We start from the raw sequence: 21,708 nt of genomic DNA, 5'->3' as shown, positions 1-21,708 counted from the left end.
ATAGAACGTCCTGCCCTGGTGCGTGAGACGTGGCGACCGCTGCGCCAACGGGCTAGCAGCCTAGCACGCAAGTCGCGGCTTCGCTGTCTGAGCCGGCGCCGCGGCGTGGTAGAGGCGCTGCAAGGCGCTGGCCAAGGCGGATGTTGCGGCCCGCATGCGTCCCCCGGTCGGCGGACCGCCAAGTCTCGACGTCGGTGTCTCTCGGGAGTTGGTGTCTTTCGGCGCGCCGCGAAGGCACAGGGCTATGGCGCTACGCCCCGCGGCCGATCATGCGGCTTGACGGCGCGCCATCACGGTGCGAGGTATTGCAGCCGTTCGGCGGTGGGGGGATGGGTCGACAGGTAACCGCTCCACTCCCCGGGCTCCTCGCCCTCACCGCCCAGGCGCTGCAGGATGGCGGCAAGGTGTGCGGCGTCGATGTCGTGGCGCGCGAGGGTGGCCAGGGCGTAGCGATCAGCCTCGCGCTCGAAGTTGCGGGTGTAGCCGAGTTCGGTGAGCAGCAGCGGCAGGGCGATCACCGCGGAGGAGACCGACGAGACGTCGCCCACCACCAGTACCGCCAGCAAGCCGAGCGCCGAGGCCTGCAGGGTTTGGCGCATGCCGTGACGGCCCACCACATGGCCGATCTCGTGCGCCAGCACGCCGATCAGCTCCTCGTCGCGCTCGGCCAGTTCCACCAATTGGTCGGTGAAGATGACCGTACCGGAGGGCAGTGCCAGCGCGTTCGGCCCGATGCTGTGGCCCGCGTCGCGAAACAGCACGCGCAGCCGGTAGGCCGGGTCCACTTCGTCGAGGAAGGGCGCGAACACGGTAAGCAGCCGCGCCTGTTCGTCCTCGTCGAGCGTGCTAGGGTGCAGCAACTGGCGGTCCAGGGCGCTGAGCACGGCGCCGTCCATGTGCTGGTTGACGTGCGGCGGCAACGCCTCCGCCGCGACCTTGGCGAGCGCCGGAACGCCCCACTGGATGGTGCCCCACACAAAGGCGATGGTGACCACCAGGCCGAGCAGCACCACGCGCAGGCGCGACTCCAGCCGATGCGCCAACCCGCGCCCGAGGCGCCGGGCCGCGAGAGCGCGGTCCACCGCGTCATTGTCCGCGGTCTCGAAGCTTCCCCCGCTCGGGAAGCGCAGGAACCGCGGCGTGTTGCCGATACGCGAGGAGACCTCGATGAGTTCGAGGGGGGTAGGGGGCTCGAGTTCGCGCCCGTCGACCTGCACCCGCACGGCGCCGCCCGCGAGTTGCGCCTCGGCCGGTCGGCGGCGCGAACTCGCCCCGTCGAAGTAATTGCCGGCGAGGGTGGTCAAAACCCGATATCGATATCGAACAGGTCGCCCACCTCGGAGCCGACCGCCGACATCTCTTGGTGCTGCGTGGCCACGAAGCCGTCCAGGTTGCCGGCGGCGTGTACGCGGATGTGCTGGGAGGCGTAGCGCGCGGTGCGCACCTTCGCCCAGGGGTAGAACAGGCCCAGCGTGAGGATCATCCCCAGGGTGTTCACCGCCATGAGCTTGGCGTAGGAGCCGATCGCGTAGTTCGCCTCGAGGCGGTGACCTGCCAGGGCGGTGTGGTTGAAGCGCAGGTTGGTCATCAGCACGCTGAACGCGACGAAGGCGCCGAGGTAGGCGACCATGATCAGCAGGGGCATCATCACCACGCTCAGCCCCGCCGCGCCGGCGGCGGCCAGGATGCCGGAGAAGATGCCCGCGGCGATCGCCCCGCCCACCACCACCCCGATGGTGATCAGGAACACCTTGTAGAAGCCGCGCACGGTGGCGCTGAACTCGAACGGCGCATTGCCGTAGCGGCCGTTGCCGATGATGAAGTGCTGCTGGCGATGAAAGGCCATCGGCATGAGCACGCCGAGGGTGAGCAGCCCGAGCAGCGGCCAGAGCAGGAACACCTTGGCCGCCTCGCGCCACTGGCCGTCGAAGCCGAAGCGCACGCCGCGGTATGCGCTGTAGTGGTTACGGAAGCGCAGCGCACGCACCATCACCCAGGGCAGCAGGGCGAGGAACAGCAGGAAGAAGGTAAAGCTGAGCAGCGGCGACACCAAGTCGGAGAGCGTGTAGGCCACTAAGAAGGCGAACGCGATGAGGCGCCCCTTCAGAATACGGATCGGATCGGCCAGGTATTCGAACGCCGCCCCGTCCAGTTGCGTGTTGCCGTAGAAGTAGCGCTTGGTGCGGACCTTTGCCCACGCCGAGTAGATGCCCAGCGTGACGATGGTCAGCAGGATGTTGACGATCCAGATCTTGAAGAACTCGAACCCCTCGCCGTAGAAGCGAAATGCGACGGTGCGGGCGGCGTCGGACGCGGGTGTCGCGACGGCGGCGTCCGTCACGGGGGCGGTCGGAGCGGCGGGTGCTGTAGCAGGTAGGGGCGCTGCGGCTTGGGCGGCCTTCGCCGCCGCACCGGGCTCGAGCTGTACGACCAGTCCCATGCGCTGCAGCACCTGGCTGAAGCGGGTGGCCTCTTCCAGGCTCAGGCCGCGTTTCAGAACCACGCGCGGCAGGGTGAACATCTCGTCGAGGCGTTCCGGGGTGAGTTTGAACACCTTGGCCGCCTGGACCTTGACCGCGCTGGGCTCGAACCCATCGAGGATCTCACCCTCGAAAATCAACGTATAGGCCGCGGCCGTCATAACGCCCCCTTATTGTTATTCTGCGTTGTTATCGTTCTTCGTCGCGCGCGAGGGCGCGCGTGAGCGTCACAATAACCGAAAACGGGGCAGGACGACCAGCACGGCTGTGCCGGCCGTGGCTCAGCGGCTCACGATCACCCAAATGGCATGGATGATGCCCGGCACATAGCCGAGCAGCGTCAGCAGGATGTTGATCCAGAAGTGCAGGCCGATGCCGACCTGCAGAAACACCCCGAGGGGGGGCAACAGAATGGCGATCAGGATACGCAGTACGTCCATGTACGGTCTCCATGGGAGCGGCGGGCGCGCCGCGCCCTCGCCAGAAGCATAGTCGGGCGGCCGGCCCCGTGGCATACTGCGCCGCCTTTTCTAACCGGAGCGGGCGCATGTTCAAGATCAACGAGTACTTCGACAGCAAGGTCGTGTCGATCGCCTTCCAGACCGAGCGCCTGCCCGCCACGGTGGGCGTGATGGCGCCGGGGGCGTACGAGTTCGGCACCGATGCGCCGGAGACCGTGCAGGTGGTGAGCGGCGCGCTCACCATCCGCCAGCCGGGCGAGAGCGAGTGGCGCACCTACCGCGAAGGCGAGCGTTTCCAGGTGCCCGGCAAGGCCAAGTTCGGCGTGCAGGTCGAGGTCGAGACGGCGTATCTCTGCCTGTACGGCTGAGCGGTTGCGCGCAGCCCTCCGCACGCGCGGGCGGCCCTCCCCCTCGCCCCCTCCCGCTCGCGGGAGGGGGATAAGAATGAAGGCGGCGCGCTCCCTCGCGCGCGAGGGGGCCCAATGAACGCGAGTTAGCCGTCACGCACACGCGCGGGCCGCGCGCAAGGAAGCGCTCAGTGCGGCTTCAATACCACCTTGGTGCAGCCGTCCTGCTTGTCGCGGAACAGGCGATAGGCTTCCGGCGCCTGGTCTAGCGGGACCTCGTGGCTGATCACGAACGAGGGGTCGATCTCCTCACGCTCGATGCGTCGCAGCAACTCCGGCATGAAGGTGGGCACATGGGTCTGCCCCATCTTGAAGGTCAGGCTCTTGTTGAACGCCGCGCCCATCGGCAGCTTGTCGATGAAGCCGCCGAACACGCCGGGGATCGATACGGTGCCGCCCTTGCCGCAGGCGAGGATGGCCTGGCGCAGCGCGGTGGGCCGGTCGGTCTCCAGCATCAGGCCTTGCTTGGTCTTGTCGTACCAGCCGGTCAGACCCATGCCGTGCGCCTCCATGCCCACCGCCTCGATGCAGGCATCGGGGCCGCGCCCGCCGGTGATCTCGTCCAGGGCCTCCAGCACGCTGTCGTTCTCGTAGTGCAGGGTCTCGACCTGGCCGTTGCCCAGGGCCTTCGCTTGCGCCAGGCGCTCGGGCACCAAGTCGATCGCCACCACCCGTTCGGCCCCGAGCAGCAGTGCGCTCTGGATGGCGAACAGCCCGACCGGCCCGGCGCCCCACACCGCCACTGCATCGCCATCCTTGATGTCGCAATTCACTGCCGCCTGGTAGCCGGTGGGCAGAATGTCGGACAGAAACAGCACCTTCTCATCCGGCAGGCTCTCCGGCACCTTCAGCGGACCCGAGTCGGCGAAGGGCACGCGCACGTACTCGGCCTGCCCGCCGGCGTAGCCGCCGAGCACATGGGTGTAGCCGTACAGCCCGGCCGGTGAGTAGCCGAACGCCTTCTCGGCCATCCAGGCGTTGGGGTTGGAGTTGTCGCACAGCGAACCCCGCCCGGTCGCGCAGTAGTGGCAGCGCCCACAGGTGATGGTGAACGGCACCACCACCCGGTCGCCCTTGGCAAGGTTCTCCACGTCCGGCCCCACCTCCACCACCTCGCCCATGAACTCGTGGCCGAGGATGTCGCCGCGGCGCATGCCGGGCATGAAGCCGCCGTACAGGTGCAGGTCCGAGCCGCAGATGGCGGTGCTGGTGATCTTCAGGATGGCGTCGCGCGGATGCAGGATGCTCGGGTCGGGCACCTGCTCGACGCGCACGTCCTCGGGCCCGTTCCAGCAGACCGCCCTCATGCCGCACCCCCTGCCGCGGCCTGCTCGCGGCCCACCGGTTGGCCCTGGGTGGTCGGCAGTTTGCCGAGCTCGACCATGCGCTTGAAGCGGCGCAGGTCCTCGGCCAGGACGCGCTCGCTGAGCGGCACCATCAGCTTGGACAGCGTCACCGTGCCGCGCGGCGGCCGGTACTCGAGTTCCAGGAGCACCTCGGTGCCGCGGTGGCCGGGTGCGGGCCGGAAGCTCACGCTGCCGGTGTTGTACAGTCCGCCGCCCTCGAGCGAGCGCCAGACGATGCGCTGGTTGGGCACGTCCTCGATGATCTCCGAATCCCACTGCGGGCCGGTGCGCCCGGTCGGCGTCTCGGTAATCCAGTGCGAGCGGGTGTTGCTTAGCGCGCGCACCTTGCGGATATGGCTCAGAAAGCGCGGGAAGTTCTCCACGTCGCGCCAATAGCCGTACACCTCGCCCGGCGGTGCGTTCACGGTGACCGCCTTGCTGAAGCGGATCTCCCGGGTGTCGGTGAGGGTGTCGATGTGCAGCCGGCGATAGAGCGCCGAGTGACCGGTGCTGCCGCGGTAGAGCAGCGTGGCGCCCGCGGCGGCCAGCAAGGTGCCGGTCAGCGAGCGGCGCCGCAGTCCCTTCAGCGCGAGCCAGCCGCCGCCGGCGAGTGAGAAGATCCGCTCCGGCGTGCCGATGTTGCGCGCGTGCCGGTCCTGAGCCTGTTTGGCCATCGCCTTGCCTCCCTGCATAGCGTCATGGGTCCGAAAGCTATAGGCGGGGCGGGCGAGGGGGTCAAGGCGGCCCGGCGGCGCCTGCGCGCCCTGCCATACTGAGCGAGAGAGACGGAGGCTGCCGAGGATGTTTCGACCGATCGCGGTGACACTGCTGGTGGGTGCGGGGCTCTGGCTGGCGGCCTGCGGGCGGGGCGATGGGCCACCGCCCACCGCGGTAGAGCAGGTCGATCTCGACCGCTACGCGGGCGAGTGGTACGAGATCGCGCGCATTCCCAACCGCTTCCAGCGCAAGTGCGTGCGCGACGTCACCGCGACCTACACCCGCTTGCCCGACGACCGCCTGGTGGTACTCAATCGCTGCTACACGGCCGAGGGCGAGGAGGACAGCGCCAGCGGCACCGCGCGTCCGGTGGAGGGCGCGGAGGCCGGCAAGCTCGAGGTCAGTTTCGTCAGCTTCCTCGGCCGGCCGCTCCTGTGGAACGACTACTGGATCCTCGAACTCGGCGACGACTACGAGTACGCCGTGGTCGGCAACCCCAACCGCCGCTACGGCTGGATCCTGGCCCGCCGCCCGGCGCTCTCGTCCGAGCTGCGCGCGCACATCGACCGGCGCCTGCGCGCCCAGGGGTACGACCCGGCCGCATTCGAGAACACCCGCCACACGAATCCATAACTTTTCTGCGCCTGCCGTGCAGTCGCTGCTGCCGCACCCTCTATACTCAAAGACGATTCCCCGACCCCGCGCGCAGACGACCTTTCGCCTGTGCCCCCGCCGAGGAAGCGTTGCCGCTGAATCCCGCGCACCCTGCGCGGCGCGAGCGTCGGCCAGGGTGCCTGGATCACCCACAATCGTCCCCGCAGAGGAGGATTGGCGATGGCTACGCGCTTACGCCCCGATCCCACGTTCTACCCCTCGCCCAAGCTGGCGATGGAGGCTCCCCGCGAGACCTTCGGCTACACCGCCAACCTGTGCACCGACGGCTCGCGTCCCGACGCGCTGTCCGTCGTCGACCTCAACCCCGACTCCGCCCAGTACGGCCAGATCGTGCACCAGGTGGTGCTGCCGCACGTCGGCGACGAGCTGCACCACTTCGGCTGGAATGCCTGCAGTTCCATGCTGTGCCCGCTGAGCGGGCACCCGTTCGTCGAGCGCCGCTACCTGGTGGTGCCCGGCATTCGCTCCTCGCGCATCTACATCATCGACACCAAGCCCGATCCGACCCAGGCACGCATTGTGAAGACCATCGAGCCGGAGGAGGTGATGCGCAAGACCGGCTACTCGCGCCCGCACACCACCCACTGCGGCCCCGAAGGCATCTACGTCAGCTGCCTGGGCGGCAAGGGCCCGAACGGCGACGAAGGCCCCGCCGGCATCTTCCTCATGGACTGCGAGACTTTCGACATCCTCGGCCCGTGGGAAATGGACCACGGCGAGCAGCGCCTCGCCTACGACTTCTGGTGGCACATCGCCCAGCACGTCGCCATCTCCAGCGAGTGGGCGCTGCCGCCGCAGTTCGAGGGCGGGCTGGTGCCCGAGGACCTGCTCAGCAACAAGTACGGCCACCGGCTGCACTTCTGGGACCTCGGCACCCGCCGCATCACGCAGACCCTGGACCTCGGCGCCAACCACCAGATGGCGCTGGAGGTGCGCCCCGCGCACGAGCCGGCGCAGCAGTACGGTTTCGTCGGCGTGGTGGTGAACACCGAGAACCTCAACGGCGAAATCTGGCTCTGGTACAAGGATCAGCCCACCGATCGCGAGTTCCAGGCCAAGAAGGTGATCGACATCCCGCCCGCGGCGGCCTCGCCCGACGAGCTGCCCGAGCTGCTGAAGGGCTTCTCGGCGGTGCCGGCGCTGATCACCGACATCGACCTCTCGCTGGACGACCGCTTCCTGTACGTCTCCTGCTGGGGCCTCGGCGAGCTGCACCAGTACGACGTGAGCGACCCGCATCACCCCACGCTCGCCGGCAAGGTCGAGATCGGCGGCATCGCGCGCCACGCCAAGCACCCCAACGGGCGCGCGTTCGGCGGCGGGCCGCAGATGGTGGAGATCAGCCGCGACGGCGAGCGGGTGTACTTCACCAACTCGCTGTACAGCACCTGGGACGAGCAGTTCTATCCCGAGGGCATACCGGGTGTGCAGGTGATGTGCGATGCCGACCCGAACGGCGGGCTGCGCCTGAACGAGGACTTCTACGTGGCGTTCCCCGACGGCTACCGCGCGCACCAGGTGCGCCTGGAGGGCGGCGACAGCTCCACCGATTCGTTCTGCTACCCCTCGGTGCATTGAGGCGCGCCGGCGAGGGCGACGGCCGTGTGGCACGCCTGGCTCGCCATCGTCGGGCTGGGCGTGTTCCATGGCCTGAACCCGGCCATGGGCTGGCTGTTCGCGGTCTCGAACGGCATGCAGGCAGGGCGCGCCGGCGGCGTGTGGCGCGCCCTGCCGCCGCTCGCCGCCGGGCATCTGCTGGCCATCGGCGTGGTGCTGCTGCCGCTGTCGCTGCTGTCGCTCTACATGCTGAACCTGCGCCCGCTCGCCATCGCGGTGGGTGTGCTGCTCATCGGCCTCGGGCTCTACAAACTCTTAGTGCCGCGCCACCCGCGCATCCTGGCGCGCATCGGCCCGCGCCACCTGGTGCTGTGGTCCTTCCTCATGGCCACCAGTCACGGCGCGGGCCTCATGGTCGCGCCCTTTCTGCTCGACCTCGAACACGCGCACGCGGCAGGCGACGAGAGCCTCGGCCACCTCGGCCACCTGCCGCACCTGATGCCGCCGGGGCTCGGCAGCGCCGCGCTGGTCACCCTGGTGCACACCGGCTTCATGATCCTCACCGCCGGCGCGCTCGCCTGGGTGGTGTACCGCTACCTCGGCCTGCGCCTGCTGCGCCAGAGCTGGTTCAACATCGATGTGGTGTGGGCCGTGTTCCTGATCCTGGTCGGGGTCATCGCGCTGCTGCCCTGAGCAGACCCGATCACTCACCGTCTTGTTGTTCAGCTTCACTTCAGCTTGCCTCGCCACAATGCGCTCCATGGTCGACAAGGCGGAGGGCAAGGCGATGCAACGGAACGCGGAGATTCGGGTGTGGGACCCCTTGGTGCGGACGCTGCACTGGGGGCTGGCCCTGGCATTCACCATCGCCTACCTCTCGGGCGACGAGTTACTCGATCTGCACACGCTGGCCGGCTACGCCGCCTTCGCCATCGTGCTGGTGCGCCTCCCCTGGGGCCTGATCGGTTCGCGTCGCGCGCGCTTCTCAGATTTCGTGCGCCCGCCGCGTGTGGCGCTGCGCTACCTCGGTGACCTGCTGCGCGGTCGCGCCGCGCGCCACCTAGGCCACAACCCCGCCGGTGGCCTGATGATCCTTGCGCTGCTGGTGGCGATTCCCCTCATGGCGCTCACCGGCATGGCGACCCTCGCGGTGGAGGAGGGCGCCGGGCCGCTGGCGGGCCTGCTCGCGGGCAGCCCGCACTGGCTCGCCGAGACCCTGGAGGAAACGCACGAGGTGCTGGCCAATCTGCTGCTGGTGCTCGTGCTGCTGCATATCGCCGGTGTGCTGGTGGAAAGCCTGCTGCACCGCGAAAACCTCGTCCGCGCGATGTTCACGGGCAACAAGCCGGCGCGCGGCGATGCGAAGTCAAAAAGCACCACGCTTTGCGTGGTCTGAAAAATCCAGGATGGATTTATTCAGACCTTCCCTAGAGCAGTGACCGGCTGCCCGTTTCCAACCCGATCCATTCAATGGAGAATGCCACGATGAAAGCGAAGACCCTGTTGGTTGCCACCCTCACCGCGTCCCTGCTCGCCGGCGGTGCCGCGCTCGCCAGCGACCTGCGCCACAACGAGGTGTATCAACTGCGCGAAAGCGGCCAGATCCTGGCAATGGAGGACATCCTGGCGCACGCCCGCAAGGCGCAGGCCGGGCACTTGATCGAGGCCGAGCTCGAGCGCGAGGACGGCCGCTACGTTTACGAACTCAAGATCCTCGACGCGCAAGGCCAGGTGCACAAGCTGGAGCTGGACGCGGCCAGCGGCGAGGTGCTGAAGCGTAAGATCAAGGACTGACCGATGCGGGTACTCCTCGTCGAGGATGATGCAGACCTGGGGCCGCGGCTGCGCCAGCGCCTCACCAAGGAAGGCTTCGCCGTCGATCTCGCCAGCGGCGGCATCGACGGCCGCCACCTGGGCGAGACCGAGCCCTACGATCTGGTCATCCTCGACCTGGGCCTGCCCGAGATACCCGGGCTCGACATCCTGCGCGCCTGGCGCGGCGCAGGCCTTACCCTGCCGGTGTTGATCCTCACCGCGCGCGACGGCTGGCGCGAGCGGGTGGAGGGCCTGCAGGCCGGCGCCGACGACTACCTCGGCAAACCCTTTCACACCGAGGAATTAATTGCCCGCGTCCACGCGCTGCTGCGCCGCGCCGCGCCGGTGCACGACGTGCAGCTCACGGTCGGCCCCTGGCGCCTGGACGAGACGCGTCAGTGCCTGCTGAACGCGCACGATGAGACCCTGGCGCTCACCGCCACCGAATACCGCCTGCTGCGCTACTTCCTGCGCCACCCGGGGCAGGTGCTGTCCAAGACGCGGCTCTCCGAACACCTGTACGAGTACGACAGCGAGCGCGACAGCAACGTGCTGGAGGTCTACGTGCGCCGCCTGCGCGAGAAGCTCGGCCCCGGGCTGATCGAAACCCGCCGCGGGCAGGGCTACGTGCTCCGGGCGGACGCCTGATGCGCTCCCTCAAGGGCCACCTCACGCTGCTGATCGGCGCCGGCCTGCTGGCGCTGTTGGCGCTGCAGGCGGCGGGCCTGCGCGTGATCCCGGGCGCCCTGGTCGAGGACTACGTGCTCACCCGCCTGGAGCACGACGCCGACACGCTGTACGCGCGCCTGTTGGCCGCCGCCGAGCCGGTCGAATTGTTCGCCGGCAGCGTCGGGATCATCTACGAACGCCCCCTGTCGGGGCATTACTTTCGCATCGACACGGGCGATGCCGTGCTGCGTTCGCGCTCGCTGTGGGACGAGGACCTGCCGCTCGCCGCGCTCGTGCCGGGTGAAGCGCGCACCGCGCGCCTGCCCGGGCCGCTCGATCAGACCCTGCTGGTCCTCAGCCGCGGCTACCAAGTGGCGGGGCAGGCGGTCACCATCGCCGTGGCCGAGGACGTGAGCGCCATGGAGCGGACCGTGGCGCGCCTGGAGCGGCAACTGCTCGGCGCCATGCTGGCGGCGGTGGTGCTGGTGCTGTTGTTGCAGCTGCTGGTGATCCGCCGCGCGCTGCGCCCGGTGGATGCCGCGGTGGCCGCCTGCCGCTCGCTGGAGCGCGGCGCGCCCGCCCCGGTCGAGCTGCGGGCGCCGCGCGAGATCGAGCCGCTGGTGGAGGCCATCAACCGCCTGGTGCGCCACCACGGCCGGCGCCTCGCGCGCCAGCGGCGCGCGCTCGGTAACTTGAGTCACGCGCTCAAGACGCCGCTCGCGGTGCTCGGTCAGATCGCCGACGAGACCGCTGCGCGCGGCGACCACGCCACCGCCGAGGCGCTGCGCGCGCCCTTGGCGACGATGCACCGCACGGTCGAGCGCGAACTGCGCCGCGCGCGACTGGCCGGTCGCGACCAACCCGGCGCGGGCTTCGATGCGCGCGCGGAACTGCCGCCGCTCGCCGAGGCCCTGCAGCGCCTGTACGAGGGGCGCGTGACCATTGACCTGGACGTGCGCGGTGAGCCCGCGCCGCTCGACGCCGAAGACATGCTCGAGCTGTTCGGCAATCTACTCGACAACGCCTGCAAGTGGGCCGCCGCACGCGTGCGGGTGAGCGTGCGCCAGGGCCGAGATCTGGACGCGGTGATCGAGGATGACGGCCCGGGCGTGGCGCCGGAGGCCTACGCGCGCCTCGGCCAGCCCGGCGTGCGCCTCGACGAGCAGACCCCCGGCCACGGCCTCGGCCTCGCGATCGTGCACGACGTGGTCGATCAGTACGAAGGCCGCGTCGCGTACGGCCGCTCGTCCGCGCTTGGCGGCCTGTCCGTCACGCTGCATATCTCCGGCGCGGGACGGTAGGCGCCCGCAGGCGGGGCACGTCACAGGACCCCCCGCGGCTACGCCGCGGCCCCCCCCGACCCTCCCCCGCGAACGCGAGGGAGGGCGCAAATCGTCGTGCCTTTGAACGCGCGAATTCCCCGAAGTAGCCGCCTCCCATTCTGCATCCCCCTCGCGTCACGGTAGGGGACAGTCCAGGGCGCCTGCAGCTTTGATCCCCCCTCCCGCTGGCGGGAGGGGGTGAGGGGGAGGGCCGCCTGCGCCAGCAGGCGGGGGGCGCAAATCGTCGCGCCTCGGCGCAGGCGAGCTCCGCGAACGAGCGCCTACGCGGCCCTGCCGATCTCGGTCGCCTTACTCACTTCCTGCAGCTGCCCGCTCTTGCAGTCGTAGATGTAGCCGTACACCGGAATGTCGTGCGGCACCAGCGGGTGCGCCTTGATGCGCTTGACGTCCTCCACCACGCTGGCCGCCTGGTCCTTGATGGTCAGCCAATTGATGTAGCGACCCTCGATCGAGCCGGGGCCTTTGCCCGTGTCGTGCCATCCCTGCGCATCGATGCTGGCCGTGTCCAGGCTGTTCGTGAGCAGCTCGGCCATCACCTCGTTGGTGAAGGTCTCCATGCCACAGTCGGTGTGGTGGATCACGAACCACTCGCGCGTGCCGAGCAGCTTGTGCGAGATCACCAGCGAGCGGATCGCGTCATCGCTCGCGCGCCCACCGGCGTTGCGAATCACGTGCGCGTCGCCCTCGGCGAGACCCGCGTACTTGGCCGGGTCCAGGCGCGCGTCCATGCAGGTGAGGATGGCAAAGTGGCGCGCCGGCGGCATGGCGAGTTTGCCCTTGTCGCCGAAGTCCTTGGCATAGGCCGCGTTGGCGGCCATTACTTCCTCTACGATCTGGCTCATCGGACGTTCCTCCCGCGGCTGGCCCACCTTCCTAGCATAGGCGAGCGCCCACCCGTCGACGGGCGGAGTAGCGGCGCTTGGCTATGGGCTTATGGGGAAAGTGGGGAGTGCATCGGGCGGCGGCTCGACGCTCCGCCGGGCCGAGCCGTTGCGCGTGCGCGCAACAAAAAATAGCGCTGTTGCGGTGTGAAGAGTCCGACCATCCGCGCCGTGTTGGGCGGCCCTAGGAGCAGGCTTTGTCGCGCGTCCGGGACGCGACCAGCAGCGCCGGGATGTCCGTCGCCGGTAGCGGGCGGCTGAGGAAGTAGCCCTGAACCTCGTCGCAGCCGGCGTCCTTGAGGAACTGCAACTGCTCGTCGCTCTCCACGCCTTCGGCGATGACCTGGCGGTGCAGGCTGTGGCCGAGGGCGATGGTGGCCGACACGATCGCCGCGTCGTCGGGGTTGGTGGTGAGGTCGCGCACGAAGCCGCGGTCGATCTTCAGGCGCCCGATCGGCAGGCGCTTGAGGTGCGCCAGCGACGAATAGCCGGTGCCAAAGTCGTCGATGGCGAGCTGCACGCCCTGCGCCCGCAGTGCGTGCAGCACCGCCACCGACTCGTCCACGTTCTCCATCAGCGCGGTCTCGGTCAGCTCCAGTTCCAGGCTTTGCGCGGGCAGACCGGTCTCGTGCAGCGCGCGGGCCACCACGTCCGCGACGTCCTCGTGGAGGAGCTGGCGCGGCGAGAGGTTGACCGCCAACCGCACCAACGGCAGACCGCGCGCCCGCCACGCGGCGACTTGCGCGCAGGCGGCGCGCAGCACCCAGTTGCCCAGCGGCACGATGAGGCCGTTGGCCTCCGCGGCGGCAATGAACTCGGCCGGGCCCACCAGCCCGCGCTCGGGGTGGTTCCAGCGCACCAGCGCCTCCAGCCCGACCAAGGCGCCGCTGGCCAGATGCCACTGCGGTTGGAAGTGCAGGCAGAACTCCTCGCGCGTCAGCGCCGCGCGCAGTTCGTGCTCGATGCGCAGACGGGCCTGCGTGCGTGCGTTCATGTCCGCGGTGAAGTAGTGCGCAGTGTCGCCGCCCGCTTCCTTGGCGCGGTACATGGCCACGTCGGCGTGCTTCAGCAACTCGGCCGCGGTGGTGCCGTCGTCGGGAAACACGCTGATGCCGATGCTGCCCTTCACGGCGAACTCGTGACCGCCCAGCACCAGCGGCGGCGCGAGGGTGTCCAGCAGCTTGTCGGCCACCGCGCGTCCGTCGCCCGAATGCGCCAGCTCGCACAGCACGGTGAACTCGTCGCCGCCGAGGCGGGCAACCAGGTCGTGGCTGCGCAGCGGCGCCTGCAGGCGGCGGGCGACCTCCTGCAGGAGCTGATCGCCCGCCTCGTGGCCGAGCGTGTCGTTGACCAGCTTGAAGTTGTCCAGATCCAGAAACAGCAGCGCCGCGCGCACGCCCTGCCGCCGTGCGGCACCGAGCGCCTGGTCGACCCCCGCCAGGAAGGCGGGGCGGTTCAGCAGGCCGGTCAGCGGATCGTGGTTCGCCAGTTGGTAGAGCCGCTGCTCGTCGCGTTTGCGCTCGATCGCGATGCCCGCGAGGTGCGCCGCTCCGCCGAGCAACTCGAGCTCGAACGGCTCGGGACCCCGCGGCTGGCGGTAATAGAGCGCGAAGCTGCCGAGCACCGCGCCGTCCTGCGCCTTGATCGGTTCCGACCAACAGGCGCGCAGCCCGGCCCGGGCGGTCAGCTCGCGCAGCCCCGCCCAGTAGGGGTGGCTGGCGATGTCGGCGATGACCACGCGGGCGCCGGTCGCCGCCGCCGTCCCGCAGGAGCCCACCCCCGGCCCGATCTCGATCCCGTCGATCGCGCGGCGGTAAAACCCCGGCAGGCTGGGCGCAGCGGCGTGATGCAAACGGCGCCCGTCCGCATCCAGCAGCAGGATGGAGCACAGCACGCCCGGCGCCGCCGCCTGCGTCTCGGTGCACAGCCGGTGCAGCACATCCTCCAGCGGGCGGCCGGTGGCGAGCAGCTCCAATACCCGCGCATGGCCGCTGCTGATGCGCTGCGCGCGGGCGCGTTCGGCCATCTCGGTGTGCAGCGAGCGGTTGGCCGCACGCAGCGCGTCGGTACGCTCGTCCACCCGCCGTTCGAGATCCCGCACCGTGCGTTGCTGGAGGTGGCGCACCCGCTCGTTCTCGCCGATCACCGCCGCGAACATCAAACCGAGGAAGCTGGTAATGCCCACGTAGGTCTGCAGCAGCAGCATGCTCGCGATGCCGTTCTCGTGCATGAAGGGGCCGCGCCCGGCCGCGGTGTTCCATGCCGCGATGAAGGTCAGCGTGAGGATGACCGCCGCCGTGCCGCCGAGCCCTAGGCGAAACGCGGCCCACACCAGCAGCGGGACCGTGGCGAAACTAAGCGGTAGCGCCCCCGAGGCGGTCCAACCGCCGAACATCGCCTGTGCGCTTAGCACCGCGAGGCCGACAATGAGCACCGCCTCGGCGCCGTTCACCTTTTCCACGCGCGGGCTGCGCTTCCAGGCGAGCAGCAGCGGCGCGAGCACGAACACCCCGGCGACGTTGCCGAACAGCCACTGCCACCACATCAAGCCGATTGCGGTGCTTGTGGCGAGGCCGCCGGCGAGCAGCGCCGCCAGCCCGAGCGACGCGCTGAGCGCGGCGCCCACCACCGCCGCGGCCGCGAAGGCGAGCACGCCGCGCACATGCGCCAGCAGGAGCGGCCCGCCCAAGCGCCGTACCAGATACACCGCGACCAGCGCCTCGACAACGTTGCCGAGGCCGATCAGCGCTGCGACAAGCGGCGGCACGGCAGCCCACAGCCCCGTCACCAACGCGCCGAGGAAGATGCCGGGCCAGACACGTGGGCCCCATGCATAGACCGCCGCAAAACCGACCCCCGCGGGGAACCAGATGGGCATCCAGTTGTTGAGTTCGGTCGGCTGCACGATGAGCAGTGCGCCGAGCCGCGCGGCAACCACGAAGCCGGCGGCGACGGCCAACCAGCCAAGCAGGTCTTTTAGAAAGCGGGGAGGTGTAGCAATAGCCGATCGAGCCAAAGCGCCCCCTGGGCTTGCGGGGCCTCCTGCCCGGAATCAGAAACGGTCAGTGCTCAGACTATCGTTTCGCAAAAGGGCGGGCAACGCGTATGCGCGCGCGGCCCAAATCGGGCGCCTGCGCGGCCCGGCGATGTGCCGCCATGACGATCGCCGCGCGCCACCGGACGCGAGCCAAAGCATCAACCGCGCGTGGCGCCGCTCGGCTGGAACGCTAAGGTCCTACTAGCGCGCCTCGGCCGGCACGATATCCACCACCAGCGCGCGCACCGGCGTGTTCGAGCGGTTCTCCCACCAGTGCACCACGCCGCTCCACTCGAAGGCCGCCTCGCCCGCGCGCCGCAGCAGCGGTTCCTGCGCATCGCTGCGGTGCTCCACGATCTCACCTTCCAGGATGTACGCCATGCCCGGGCGTCGGTCGTGTTCGTGCACGCCGATCACCCCGCCCGGCGCGATCACGATCTCGCGCGCGCGCAGCTCGCGCCCCGCCAGCCCCTCGAACTCGCGCCCGAGGTCCACGCCCCCCAGCCGCGACACATCCTCGATGCCCCGGTTCTCCGCCGGCCCCTGCGCCGCCAGCGCCGCCGCGCGCTCGCGCTCGGCGGGCGGCACGACTTCGGGGCCGGGGTGGGCCATGCTGGCCGTGGAAACGAGAACCAAGGCTAGCGACATGCTCCTCGGTATGGCAGCCGTGAGGGTTCTGCGAGTGATCATTCCGTGGAACCTCCGTTCTCAAGCTGGGCGAGGGCGGCGAGTCGCCCGCGCACCGCGTCAAGGCGGTCCTGATAAATATCGTCGAACGTGATCAAGCCCGGGAGCGCGTGGGCAAAGCCTCTGTCCTGAACCAGGTCGGCCACCTGTTCCTTAATGTATTCGCGCACGGCGGCATCTGATGCGCCCACTTCCGCGATAATGTTCCGCCGCGCTTCGATGATGTTGATGATGTCTTCAAGGTCGTGGCTCTGAAGTGCGTCGCTCTTGCCGCGCGAGCGGAATGCCTCGAATTTCGTGGCGAGCAGTCCCGGGGCTGAGATCAGCCGTATCCCTCGCCCGCTCGGAAGCCGGACCAAGAAATGTTCCCTCGAAACAACCGTGGCGTACCAGCGGTTCGAAAAGCCGAGGACGGTCGGGTCCGAGGGCATTACATCGACCATGACCTCTCCCAGGCGCCAGCGGCAAATCGGCGCATCCGGGTCGTCATCCCGTTTGAAACCGCTGCGTTCGAGCTCGCGCTCCAGGGCATAGTAGGCCGGCAGCGCAACCACCTTGACCACAAGGTCCACATCATGCGTGACCCGAGCCGGCGCCGCCGAAGGCGAGTCCATGAGCAAGCTCACGGCACAACCGCCCACGAACACAAGTTCCTCGCAAAGATCGCCCAAGCCTCCAGCGACAGCCTCCACGAGCACAACGTTGGGATCGTCCGCTCTCATAGCCGGGCATCCAGCAGGTCACGCGCCAACGCCCGTTCCCGCGCGTTCCCGCTGCGCAGCGCGTCGAAGAGCGCGAGGTACTCGTACAGAGCTTGGTTGCGCTGCGCGGCCGCGGGTACCGAAGGATAGAGCGGATACAGTGCGATGCCGCGAACGGTGCCATCGGCATAGGGCCATACCGGCGGCGGCTCCCCGCCGGACACGATGTGCTCAACCAGCGGCGGCGCCGCGTGCGCAGTCGGCATGCCCGCGACCATGCTTCCACGAGCCGCCGGAAAGGCATAGCGCGCGCCGTGCAACAAAAACTCGCGCAACGCCGGCGCGATCAAAGTGGGCCGACGGTCGTCGAAATACAGGAGTTGAGCCTGGTGCGCGCGCTTGAGCGCGCCGTGCACTTCGGACATGGAGAGTCCAGTGAAGGCCGCCAACTCAGGATAGGACGAGGGGGTGGGGCCTCGCGCGGCGAGCGCCAGGACCAGATAGAGGTCCTGCGCCTTCAGGGCGGGTTGTGGGTTGCGGGCGCGTGCCATGTGGTAGTCCGCGGTTTATTCGCATGATTCGCGTTTCGCGAAATGCGAAAATATCCGCTCCGCCGGTCATGTGTCAAACGAAATGTGGATCTGGGGTGGGCTCACGCCGCCGGCGTAGCCGTGGCGGCCGAAGCGCCAGCGGAGCCCGGCGCGGCCGGAGCCATCTTCAGCAACTGCGCGCCGTCGATCAGTCCGATGTGTTTGCCGCTGGCGTAGTGGCGTGCCTCGCCCGTGAAGCGCCCGGTGGTCACCACATAACCCCCGTCGGCGCGCTGCGCCGCCATCACGTCGAACAGCTCCCGCACCACGTCGGCGTCCACGATCCCCGCCTGCCATGCCTTGCACTGCACCACCCGCAGCCGCCCGTCCGCGGTCAGCACCAAACAGACCTCGCGCTGGCCGAGCCCGCGCTCGGTGAGTCCCTGGCGCCGAAACCACTCGCGCGCCAGTGTCTCGAACTGCGGCCGCTCGATGCCGACGAGGCTGGCGAGTTCATCGGCCGCTACGGCCGAGCGGCGCAGTAGGCGCGTGCGGATGGCGACGCCTGCGGCCAGCAGGCAGAGCGCGGGGATCGCATATTGCAGGGCGGTCAAACCCGTGAGGAGCGGTGAGGCGGCGTCGCCGAGGGCGGGTAGGGCGGGGAGGGCGGAGGGTGACGTGAAACTATCGAGGCCGAAATAAGCGGCGGGGGCGAGGAGCAGATACACCCACCATGGAAACCAGGTGGGCGCCTCGCTGCCCTCCTCGGTTGTCGGTTCTCGCCGCTTGCCCATGCGCACTCCCTGTGGGACGCGCGCGGTGTGTTGTGCGTTCTCTTGTCGCAAGCGCACGCCCTAGCCTTCATCCTGCCACAAGGCGGGACGGTGTGCGCAAGCGCTGGAAAAAAAAGAATGGGTGACGTGCCGCTAGGCATGGCGCCACCCTCTTGCTGCGCCGCGACGCCTGGCGGTCGCTGATCTAGGGCAGGTCAGCATCGCCGCCTGGGCGCAGCGGGCTAAAGGTCCCTCAGGTTCTTGAGCAGCACAGGGACGTCATCGCGAATAATGCTCCACAGCGTATCGCTGTCGATGCCCAGATAACCGTGGATGAGACGGTTTCGCGTAGCGATGATGCGCCGCCACCCAATATCGGGATGCGCTGTGCGAATATCGTCGGGTATACGCGTCGCTGCCTCCCGATCAGTTCGCGGTTGCGCAGCGTTGCATCGTGAACGAGATCATTGGAGAAGAAGTCGCTCTGACTAAGCCCGTCGGAGTACTTCAGCACTCGCTCGCGAAGCGGATCATGTCCTGCACGTAAAAATGCCACGCGCGCTCGGGAGGTCGCTCAGACACGAACCGCCTCCTTCTCGATGAAGGGGCGTAACTCCGGGCGTAGCGCCTTCTCGGTAACGAGGTCGACCGGCGCCCCGAGCAAATCCTCCAGAAAGAACTGAACGCCGAAGTAGCGGTCGGAGGTGGCCGGGCCGTCGAAGGCAACCAATACGTCGACATCGCTGTCGGCGCGCGCGCCGCCACGAACCGTGGAGCCGAACAGGGCCAAGCCGGTAACGCCGTATCGGGCGGCGAGTACCGGTTTGCTTCGACTAAGGAGGTCGAGTGCGCGCTCGCGGACCATGAGGCCCTTCGCCAGTCAGAGGGGGTGGTCGTATCCAGTGCACCTCAGTCGCCGCAACCGGTTGAATCGATGGCGATGCCCGGGTCCGTCCCTTCGCATGCGTAGCGCCACCCCTCCTGCTGCGCCGCGATCACGATCTGCGCGCAGGCCTCGGCGTCCGAGCCCGCGTGGTGGTGGTTGAGGCGGATGCCGAGGTAGCGGCACACGTCGGGCAGTTTGGTGGGGCGGACGTTCCACTGCGCGCGCGCCAGGCGCACCGTGCACACGAACTCGGGGGCGGGGGCCGGCAGCCCGTAGCGCGTGCAGCAGGCCGCGAGCACGCCCCGGTCGAACGGCGCATTGTGCGCGGCGAAGAACGCGATGCCCTCCAGCGCCTGCGCCATGCCCTCCCACACCGCGTCGAACGCCTGTGCGTCCTGCACGTCGGCCCAGGTCAGCCCGTGGATATGTGTGAACGAAAACCACCGCGTCGGCGGCCGGATCACCTGGTACAGCCGCTCCACGATGCGCCCGTCCTCCACGATCACGATGCCCACCGCGCAGGCGCTGTCGGCCCGGTAGCAGGCGGTCTCGAAGTCGATGGCGGCGAAGCGGGTCATGGGGTGGGACGTACCGTAACGATGAAGTCAGGGCGAACGGCAAACTCGCGCATCAATGTCCCGGCTCCGAAATCTCCTCGACCGCCACGTCCATCCGCGAGGGGATCACGAGCGGGCCGAACTGGGCGAACACCGGCACATCGGCCGCGTCCCGGCCGCGCGCGAGGTACACGCGCGCTCCGCTCAGGGTCGGCTGGGTCGGGTCGAAAGGGTACCACTGGCCGCCGACGAAGGCCTCGAACCAGGCGTGCAGGTCCATCGGCTCCAGGCGATGGCGGTAGCCCACGATGATGCGCGCCGGGATGCTCAGGCTGCGGCACAAGGCGATGCCCAGGTGCGCGAAGTCGCGGCATACGCCGTCGCGCCGCGCCACCACCTCCACGGCCGAGACGGGCACCGGGTCGGAGTCGGTGCGGTAGGCGATCGAGCGGTTGATCCAGCGCGAGATCGCCAGCACCTGCTCGTAGCCCGGCGCGCAGTCGGCCACGATCTGCGAGGCCAGCGCGTCCAGCTTGTCGGACTCGCAGTAGCGGCTGGGGGTCAGATACATCAGGGTATCGTCGGGCAGATCCTGCACCGGGACGTAAGGGGCATCGGGCCGCTGCTCGGTCAGCGCCGCCACCTTCACATCCGAGCTGACGTTCAACTCGAAGCGGCCCGGCGGGGCCAGCAGGCGCTGACAGCGGTTGCCGTACATGTCCGTGTACTCGGTGATCGGCAAGGCCGGCGAGACAGCATAGCGATCGCGCGCCACCCACTGCCGCGCGTCGCTGCGCGGACGCAACAGCAGGATCATCGGGCTCTCCACCTCGAAGTCCATTTCGATGCTACAGCTGACCCGCAGCCACATGCCTCTACCTCAACTCGCGCCGGATCGGTCCAGATGCCGGATGGTCGGCCGGCTGCTCGTCCCCGCGCAGCGCCCGTCTGTCCACAGTATCACGAGTCCGGCGCGCGACACGCCGCGCAGGGCCGCGGGGTCCACGACGCGCGGCCGTTTCGAATATTGCGAGTTGCGTTTATTGCGTTTATGCTGAGTTGGGATGCACGCCTAGCCGACCGAAGGTCTCGCACCATGAGCGCTGAACGGAGTCACCAGGAACTGCCGGACACTGAAGCTTCACGCTTAGCACACGCCGGGGCAGGTGAACTGAGTCGCCTGCTGGCCGAGAAGCCGAAGGCAGATCGCGCCCACGTCCGCCTCGACGGCCATGACCTGATTCTTCCCCGCCAAGCGCTAACGCTGCTGCGTGACCTGCTGGCCGAGATGGCTCAAGGCCACGCCGTCACCGTCGTGCCTACGCATGCGGAGTTGACCACCCAGGAAGCGGCCGACCTCCTCAACGTGTCGCGCCCGCATCTGGTCAAGCTGCTGGAGGCAGGCGAACTCGCGTTCACGAAGACGGGTACACATCGCCGCATTCGTTATCAGGACCTGATGGAGTACAAACGGCGTCGCGATGAACGAAGCAAGGCGGCGCTCGACGAACTGGCAAAAGAGGCCCAGGACCACGATATGGGTTACTGATGCGGTTCGTCGTACTGTTCGACGCCTGCGTGTTGTATCCCGCTCCACTGCGGGACTTTCTGCTTCGCTTGGCGACCACAGGCCTCTTCGCCGCCCGCTGGACGGACCGCATACATGACGAATGGATTCGGAACCTACTGAAGGTGCGACCGGACCTGGAGCATCAACTCGCCCGGACGCGCGAACTGATGAACGAGGCGGTCCCAGACTGCCTGGTCAGCGGCTACGAGCCGCTGATCGATGGGCTAACGTTACCCGATGCGGGCGACAGACATGTACTCGCGGCGGCGATCCGGTGCAACGCCCAGATCGTTGTCACGTTCAACCTCAAGGATTTCCCGGTCGCCGCGCTCGACCCCTTTGGCATAGAAGCCATGCACCCGGACCGATTCGTCGAGCATCAACTTGATCTGCACCAGGGTCTGGTCATCGGCTCAGCCAAGACACATCGTGCCTCCCTCAGACACCCGGCGAAGTCGCCGGAAGAGTATCTCGAAACGCTCGCTGCACAGGGGCTGGTAGTCACGGCGGACCGCTTGCGGGAGTTCGCAGACTTGCTGTAGATCGGGCAACAGTTTCCAGGATGAAACTGTTCGAAGCGGCCGGACCCATGTGCGCGTGACTAATGGGCAAGGGG

General features: G+C 68.5%; 24 protein-coding genes and 1 pseudogene. 10 read left to right on the top strand and 15 right to left on the bottom strand.

The genetic code is table 11. The features are described from left to right. Positions 1–290 precede the first annotated feature (290 nt). From HUS23_06925 to HUS23_06915, 3 genes are all read right to left on the bottom strand, one after another. A complete protein-coding gene (locus tag HUS23_06925) occupies positions 291–1,304 on the bottom strand; it encodes a M48 family metallopeptidase (GenBank protein ID QKT03559.1) in 1,014 nt (337 codons plus the stop codon). After that, entirely contained in the window at positions 1,301–2,641 is a 1,341-nt protein-coding gene (locus HUS23_06920) for a DUF898 domain-containing protein (protein ID QKT03558.1), read from the bottom strand. The genes HUS23_06925 and HUS23_06920 overlap by 4 nt, the downstream gene beginning before the upstream one ends. Positions 2,642–2,761: 120 nt before the next feature. Then, positions 2,762–2,920 (bottom strand): YqaE/Pmp3 family membrane protein, encoded by a 159-nt coding sequence (locus HUS23_06915; GenBank protein ID QKT03557.1) that lies wholly within the window; start codon positions 2,918–2,920, stop codon positions 2,762–2,764. Between the two features lie 107 nt (positions 2,921–3,027). Between HUS23_06915 and HUS23_06910 the strand changes: the two genes are divergently transcribed. After that, positions 3,028–3,309 (top strand): pyrimidine/purine nucleoside phosphorylase, encoded by a 282-nt coding sequence (locus HUS23_06910; GenBank protein QKT03556.1) that lies wholly within the window; start codon positions 3,028–3,030, stop codon positions 3,307–3,309. Positions 3,310–3,476: 167 nt separating this feature from the next. Here HUS23_06910 and HUS23_06905 read toward each other — a convergent pair whose 3' ends face one another. Both HUS23_06905 and HUS23_06900 read right to left on the bottom strand, forming a co-directional pair. After that, the gene (locus HUS23_06905; GenBank protein QKT03555.1) at positions 3,477–4,655 is read right to left on the bottom strand and encodes a glutathione-dependent formaldehyde dehydrogenase; all 1,179 of its coding nucleotides are present in this window, start codon (positions 4,653–4,655) and stop codon (positions 3,477–3,479) included. Continuing rightward, on the bottom strand, positions 4,652–5,368 hold the full coding sequence (locus tag HUS23_06900) for an SRPBCC family protein (protein QKT03554.1): 717 nt from the start codon (positions 5,366–5,368) through the stop codon (positions 4,652–4,654). Before HUS23_06900 ends, HUS23_06905 begins: the two co-directional genes overlap by 4 nt. Positions 5,369–5,495: 127 nt before the next feature. On the opposite strand from HUS23_06900, the gene HUS23_06895 reads away from it, so the two are divergent. From HUS23_06895 to HUS23_06865, 7 genes are all read left to right on the top strand, one after another. Next, on the top strand, positions 5,496–6,044 hold the full coding sequence (locus tag HUS23_06895) for a lipocalin family protein (protein ID QKT03553.1): 549 nt from the start codon (positions 5,496–5,498) through the stop codon (positions 6,042–6,044). Positions 6,045–6,245: 201 nt separating this feature from the next. Next, positions 6,246–7,664 carry a selenium-binding protein gene (locus HUS23_06890; GenBank protein ID QKT03552.1) on the top strand — a complete coding sequence of 473 codons (1,419 nt, stop codon included), beginning with the start codon at positions 6,246–6,248 and terminating at the stop codon, positions 7,662–7,664. 24 nt (positions 7,665–7,688) lie between these two features. After that, positions 7,689–8,336 carry a hypothetical protein gene (locus tag HUS23_06885; protein QKT03551.1) on the top strand — a complete coding sequence of 216 codons (648 nt, stop codon included), beginning with the start codon at positions 7,689–7,691 and terminating at the stop codon, positions 8,334–8,336. 94 nt (positions 8,337–8,430) lie between these two features. Continuing rightward, positions 8,431–9,039 (top strand): cytochrome b/b6 domain-containing protein, encoded by a 609-nt coding sequence (locus HUS23_06880; GenBank protein QKT03550.1) that lies wholly within the window; start codon positions 8,431–8,433, stop codon positions 9,037–9,039. A gap of 89 nt (positions 9,040–9,128) precedes the next feature. Then, on the top strand, positions 9,129–9,437 hold the full coding sequence (locus HUS23_06875) for a PepSY domain-containing protein (GenBank protein QKT03549.1): 309 nt from the start codon (positions 9,129–9,131) through the stop codon (positions 9,435–9,437). Positions 9,438–9,440: 3 nt separating this feature from the next. Next, positions 9,441–10,106 (top strand): response regulator transcription factor, encoded by a 666-nt coding sequence (locus tag HUS23_06870; GenBank protein QKT03548.1) that lies wholly within the window; start codon positions 9,441–9,443, stop codon positions 10,104–10,106. Beyond that, on the top strand, positions 10,106–11,428 hold the full coding sequence (locus HUS23_06865; GenBank protein QKT03547.1) for a sensor histidine kinase: 1,323 nt from the start codon (positions 10,106–10,108) through the stop codon (positions 11,426–11,428). The genes HUS23_06870 and HUS23_06865 overlap by 1 nt, the downstream gene beginning before the upstream one ends. A gap of 302 nt (positions 11,429–11,730) precedes the next feature. Here the strand turns inward: HUS23_06865 and HUS23_06860 are convergent, their stop codons facing one another. The 10 genes and pseudogenes from HUS23_06860 to HUS23_06815 all read right to left on the bottom strand — a co-directional run bounded on the left by HUS23_06860 (position 11,731) and on the right by HUS23_06815 (position 20,393). Then, positions 11,731–12,312 (bottom strand): carbonic anhydrase, encoded by a 582-nt coding sequence (locus HUS23_06860; protein QKT03546.1) that lies wholly within the window; start codon positions 12,310–12,312, stop codon positions 11,731–11,733. Positions 12,313–12,535: 223 nt separating this feature from the next. Further along, the gene (locus tag HUS23_06855; protein QKT03545.1) at positions 12,536–15,367 is read right to left on the bottom strand and encodes an EAL domain-containing protein; all 2,832 of its coding nucleotides are present in this window, start codon (positions 15,365–15,367) and stop codon (positions 12,536–12,538) included. A gap of 222 nt (positions 15,368–15,589) precedes the next feature. Further along, on the bottom strand, positions 15,590–16,036 hold the full coding sequence (locus tag HUS23_06850; protein QKT03544.1) for a cupin domain-containing protein: 447 nt from the start codon (positions 16,034–16,036) through the stop codon (positions 15,590–15,592). 38 nt (positions 16,037–16,074) lie between these two features. Further along, positions 16,075–16,797 (bottom strand): nucleotidyl transferase AbiEii/AbiGii toxin family protein, encoded by a 723-nt coding sequence (locus HUS23_06845; protein QKT03543.1) that lies wholly within the window; start codon positions 16,795–16,797, stop codon positions 16,075–16,077. Beyond that, on the bottom strand, positions 16,794–17,327 hold the full coding sequence (locus HUS23_06840) for a hypothetical protein (protein QKT03542.1): 534 nt from the start codon (positions 17,325–17,327) through the stop codon (positions 16,794–16,796). The genes HUS23_06845 and HUS23_06840 overlap by 4 nt, the downstream gene beginning before the upstream one ends. Positions 17,328–17,428: 101 nt before the next feature. Beyond that, positions 17,429–18,100 carry a restriction endonuclease gene (locus HUS23_06835; protein ID QKT03541.1) on the bottom strand — a complete coding sequence of 224 codons (672 nt, stop codon included), beginning with the start codon at positions 18,098–18,100 and terminating at the stop codon, positions 17,429–17,431. 221 nt (positions 18,101–18,321) lie between these two features. After that, positions 18,322–18,613, bottom strand: a pseudogene (locus HUS23_06830) (DUF86 domain-containing protein). Between the two features lie 40 nt (positions 18,614–18,653). After that, positions 18,654–18,944: a nucleotidyltransferase family protein gene (locus HUS23_06825; protein QKT03540.1), complete on the bottom strand. Its 291-nt coding sequence runs from the start codon at positions 18,942–18,944 to the stop codon at positions 18,654–18,656. A 44-nt stretch (positions 18,945–18,988) separates the two neighbouring features. Then, positions 18,989–19,543, bottom strand: a complete 555-nt coding sequence (locus HUS23_06820) for a 3'-5' exonuclease (protein ID QKT03539.1) — start codon at positions 19,541–19,543, stop codon at positions 18,989–18,991. 52 nt (positions 19,544–19,595) lie between these two features. Continuing rightward, complete coding sequence (locus tag HUS23_06815; protein ID QKT03538.1) at positions 19,596–20,393, bottom strand: transglutaminase family protein; 798 nt, start codon at positions 20,391–20,393, stop codon at positions 19,596–19,598. A 225-nt stretch (positions 20,394–20,618) separates the two neighbouring features. Here HUS23_06815 and HUS23_06810 point away from each other — a divergent pair, with 225 nt between their 5' ends. Together HUS23_06810 and HUS23_06805 are read left to right on the top strand one after the other, a co-directional pair. Further along, positions 20,619–21,071, top strand: a complete 453-nt coding sequence (locus HUS23_06810) for a helix-turn-helix domain-containing protein (GenBank protein QKT03537.1) — start codon at positions 20,619–20,621, stop codon at positions 21,069–21,071. Beyond that, entirely contained in the window at positions 21,071–21,634 is a 564-nt protein-coding gene (locus HUS23_06805; protein ID QKT03536.1) for a PIN domain-containing protein, read from the top strand. Before HUS23_06810 ends, HUS23_06805 begins: the two co-directional genes overlap by 1 nt. Positions 21,635–21,708: the final 74 nt, after the last annotated feature.

The organism is Ectothiorhodospiraceae bacterium 2226, assembly GCA_013348725.1.
Taxonomy (GTDB): domain Bacteria; phylum Pseudomonadota; class Gammaproteobacteria.
This window is presented reverse-complemented; position numbering and strand designations above follow the sequence as displayed.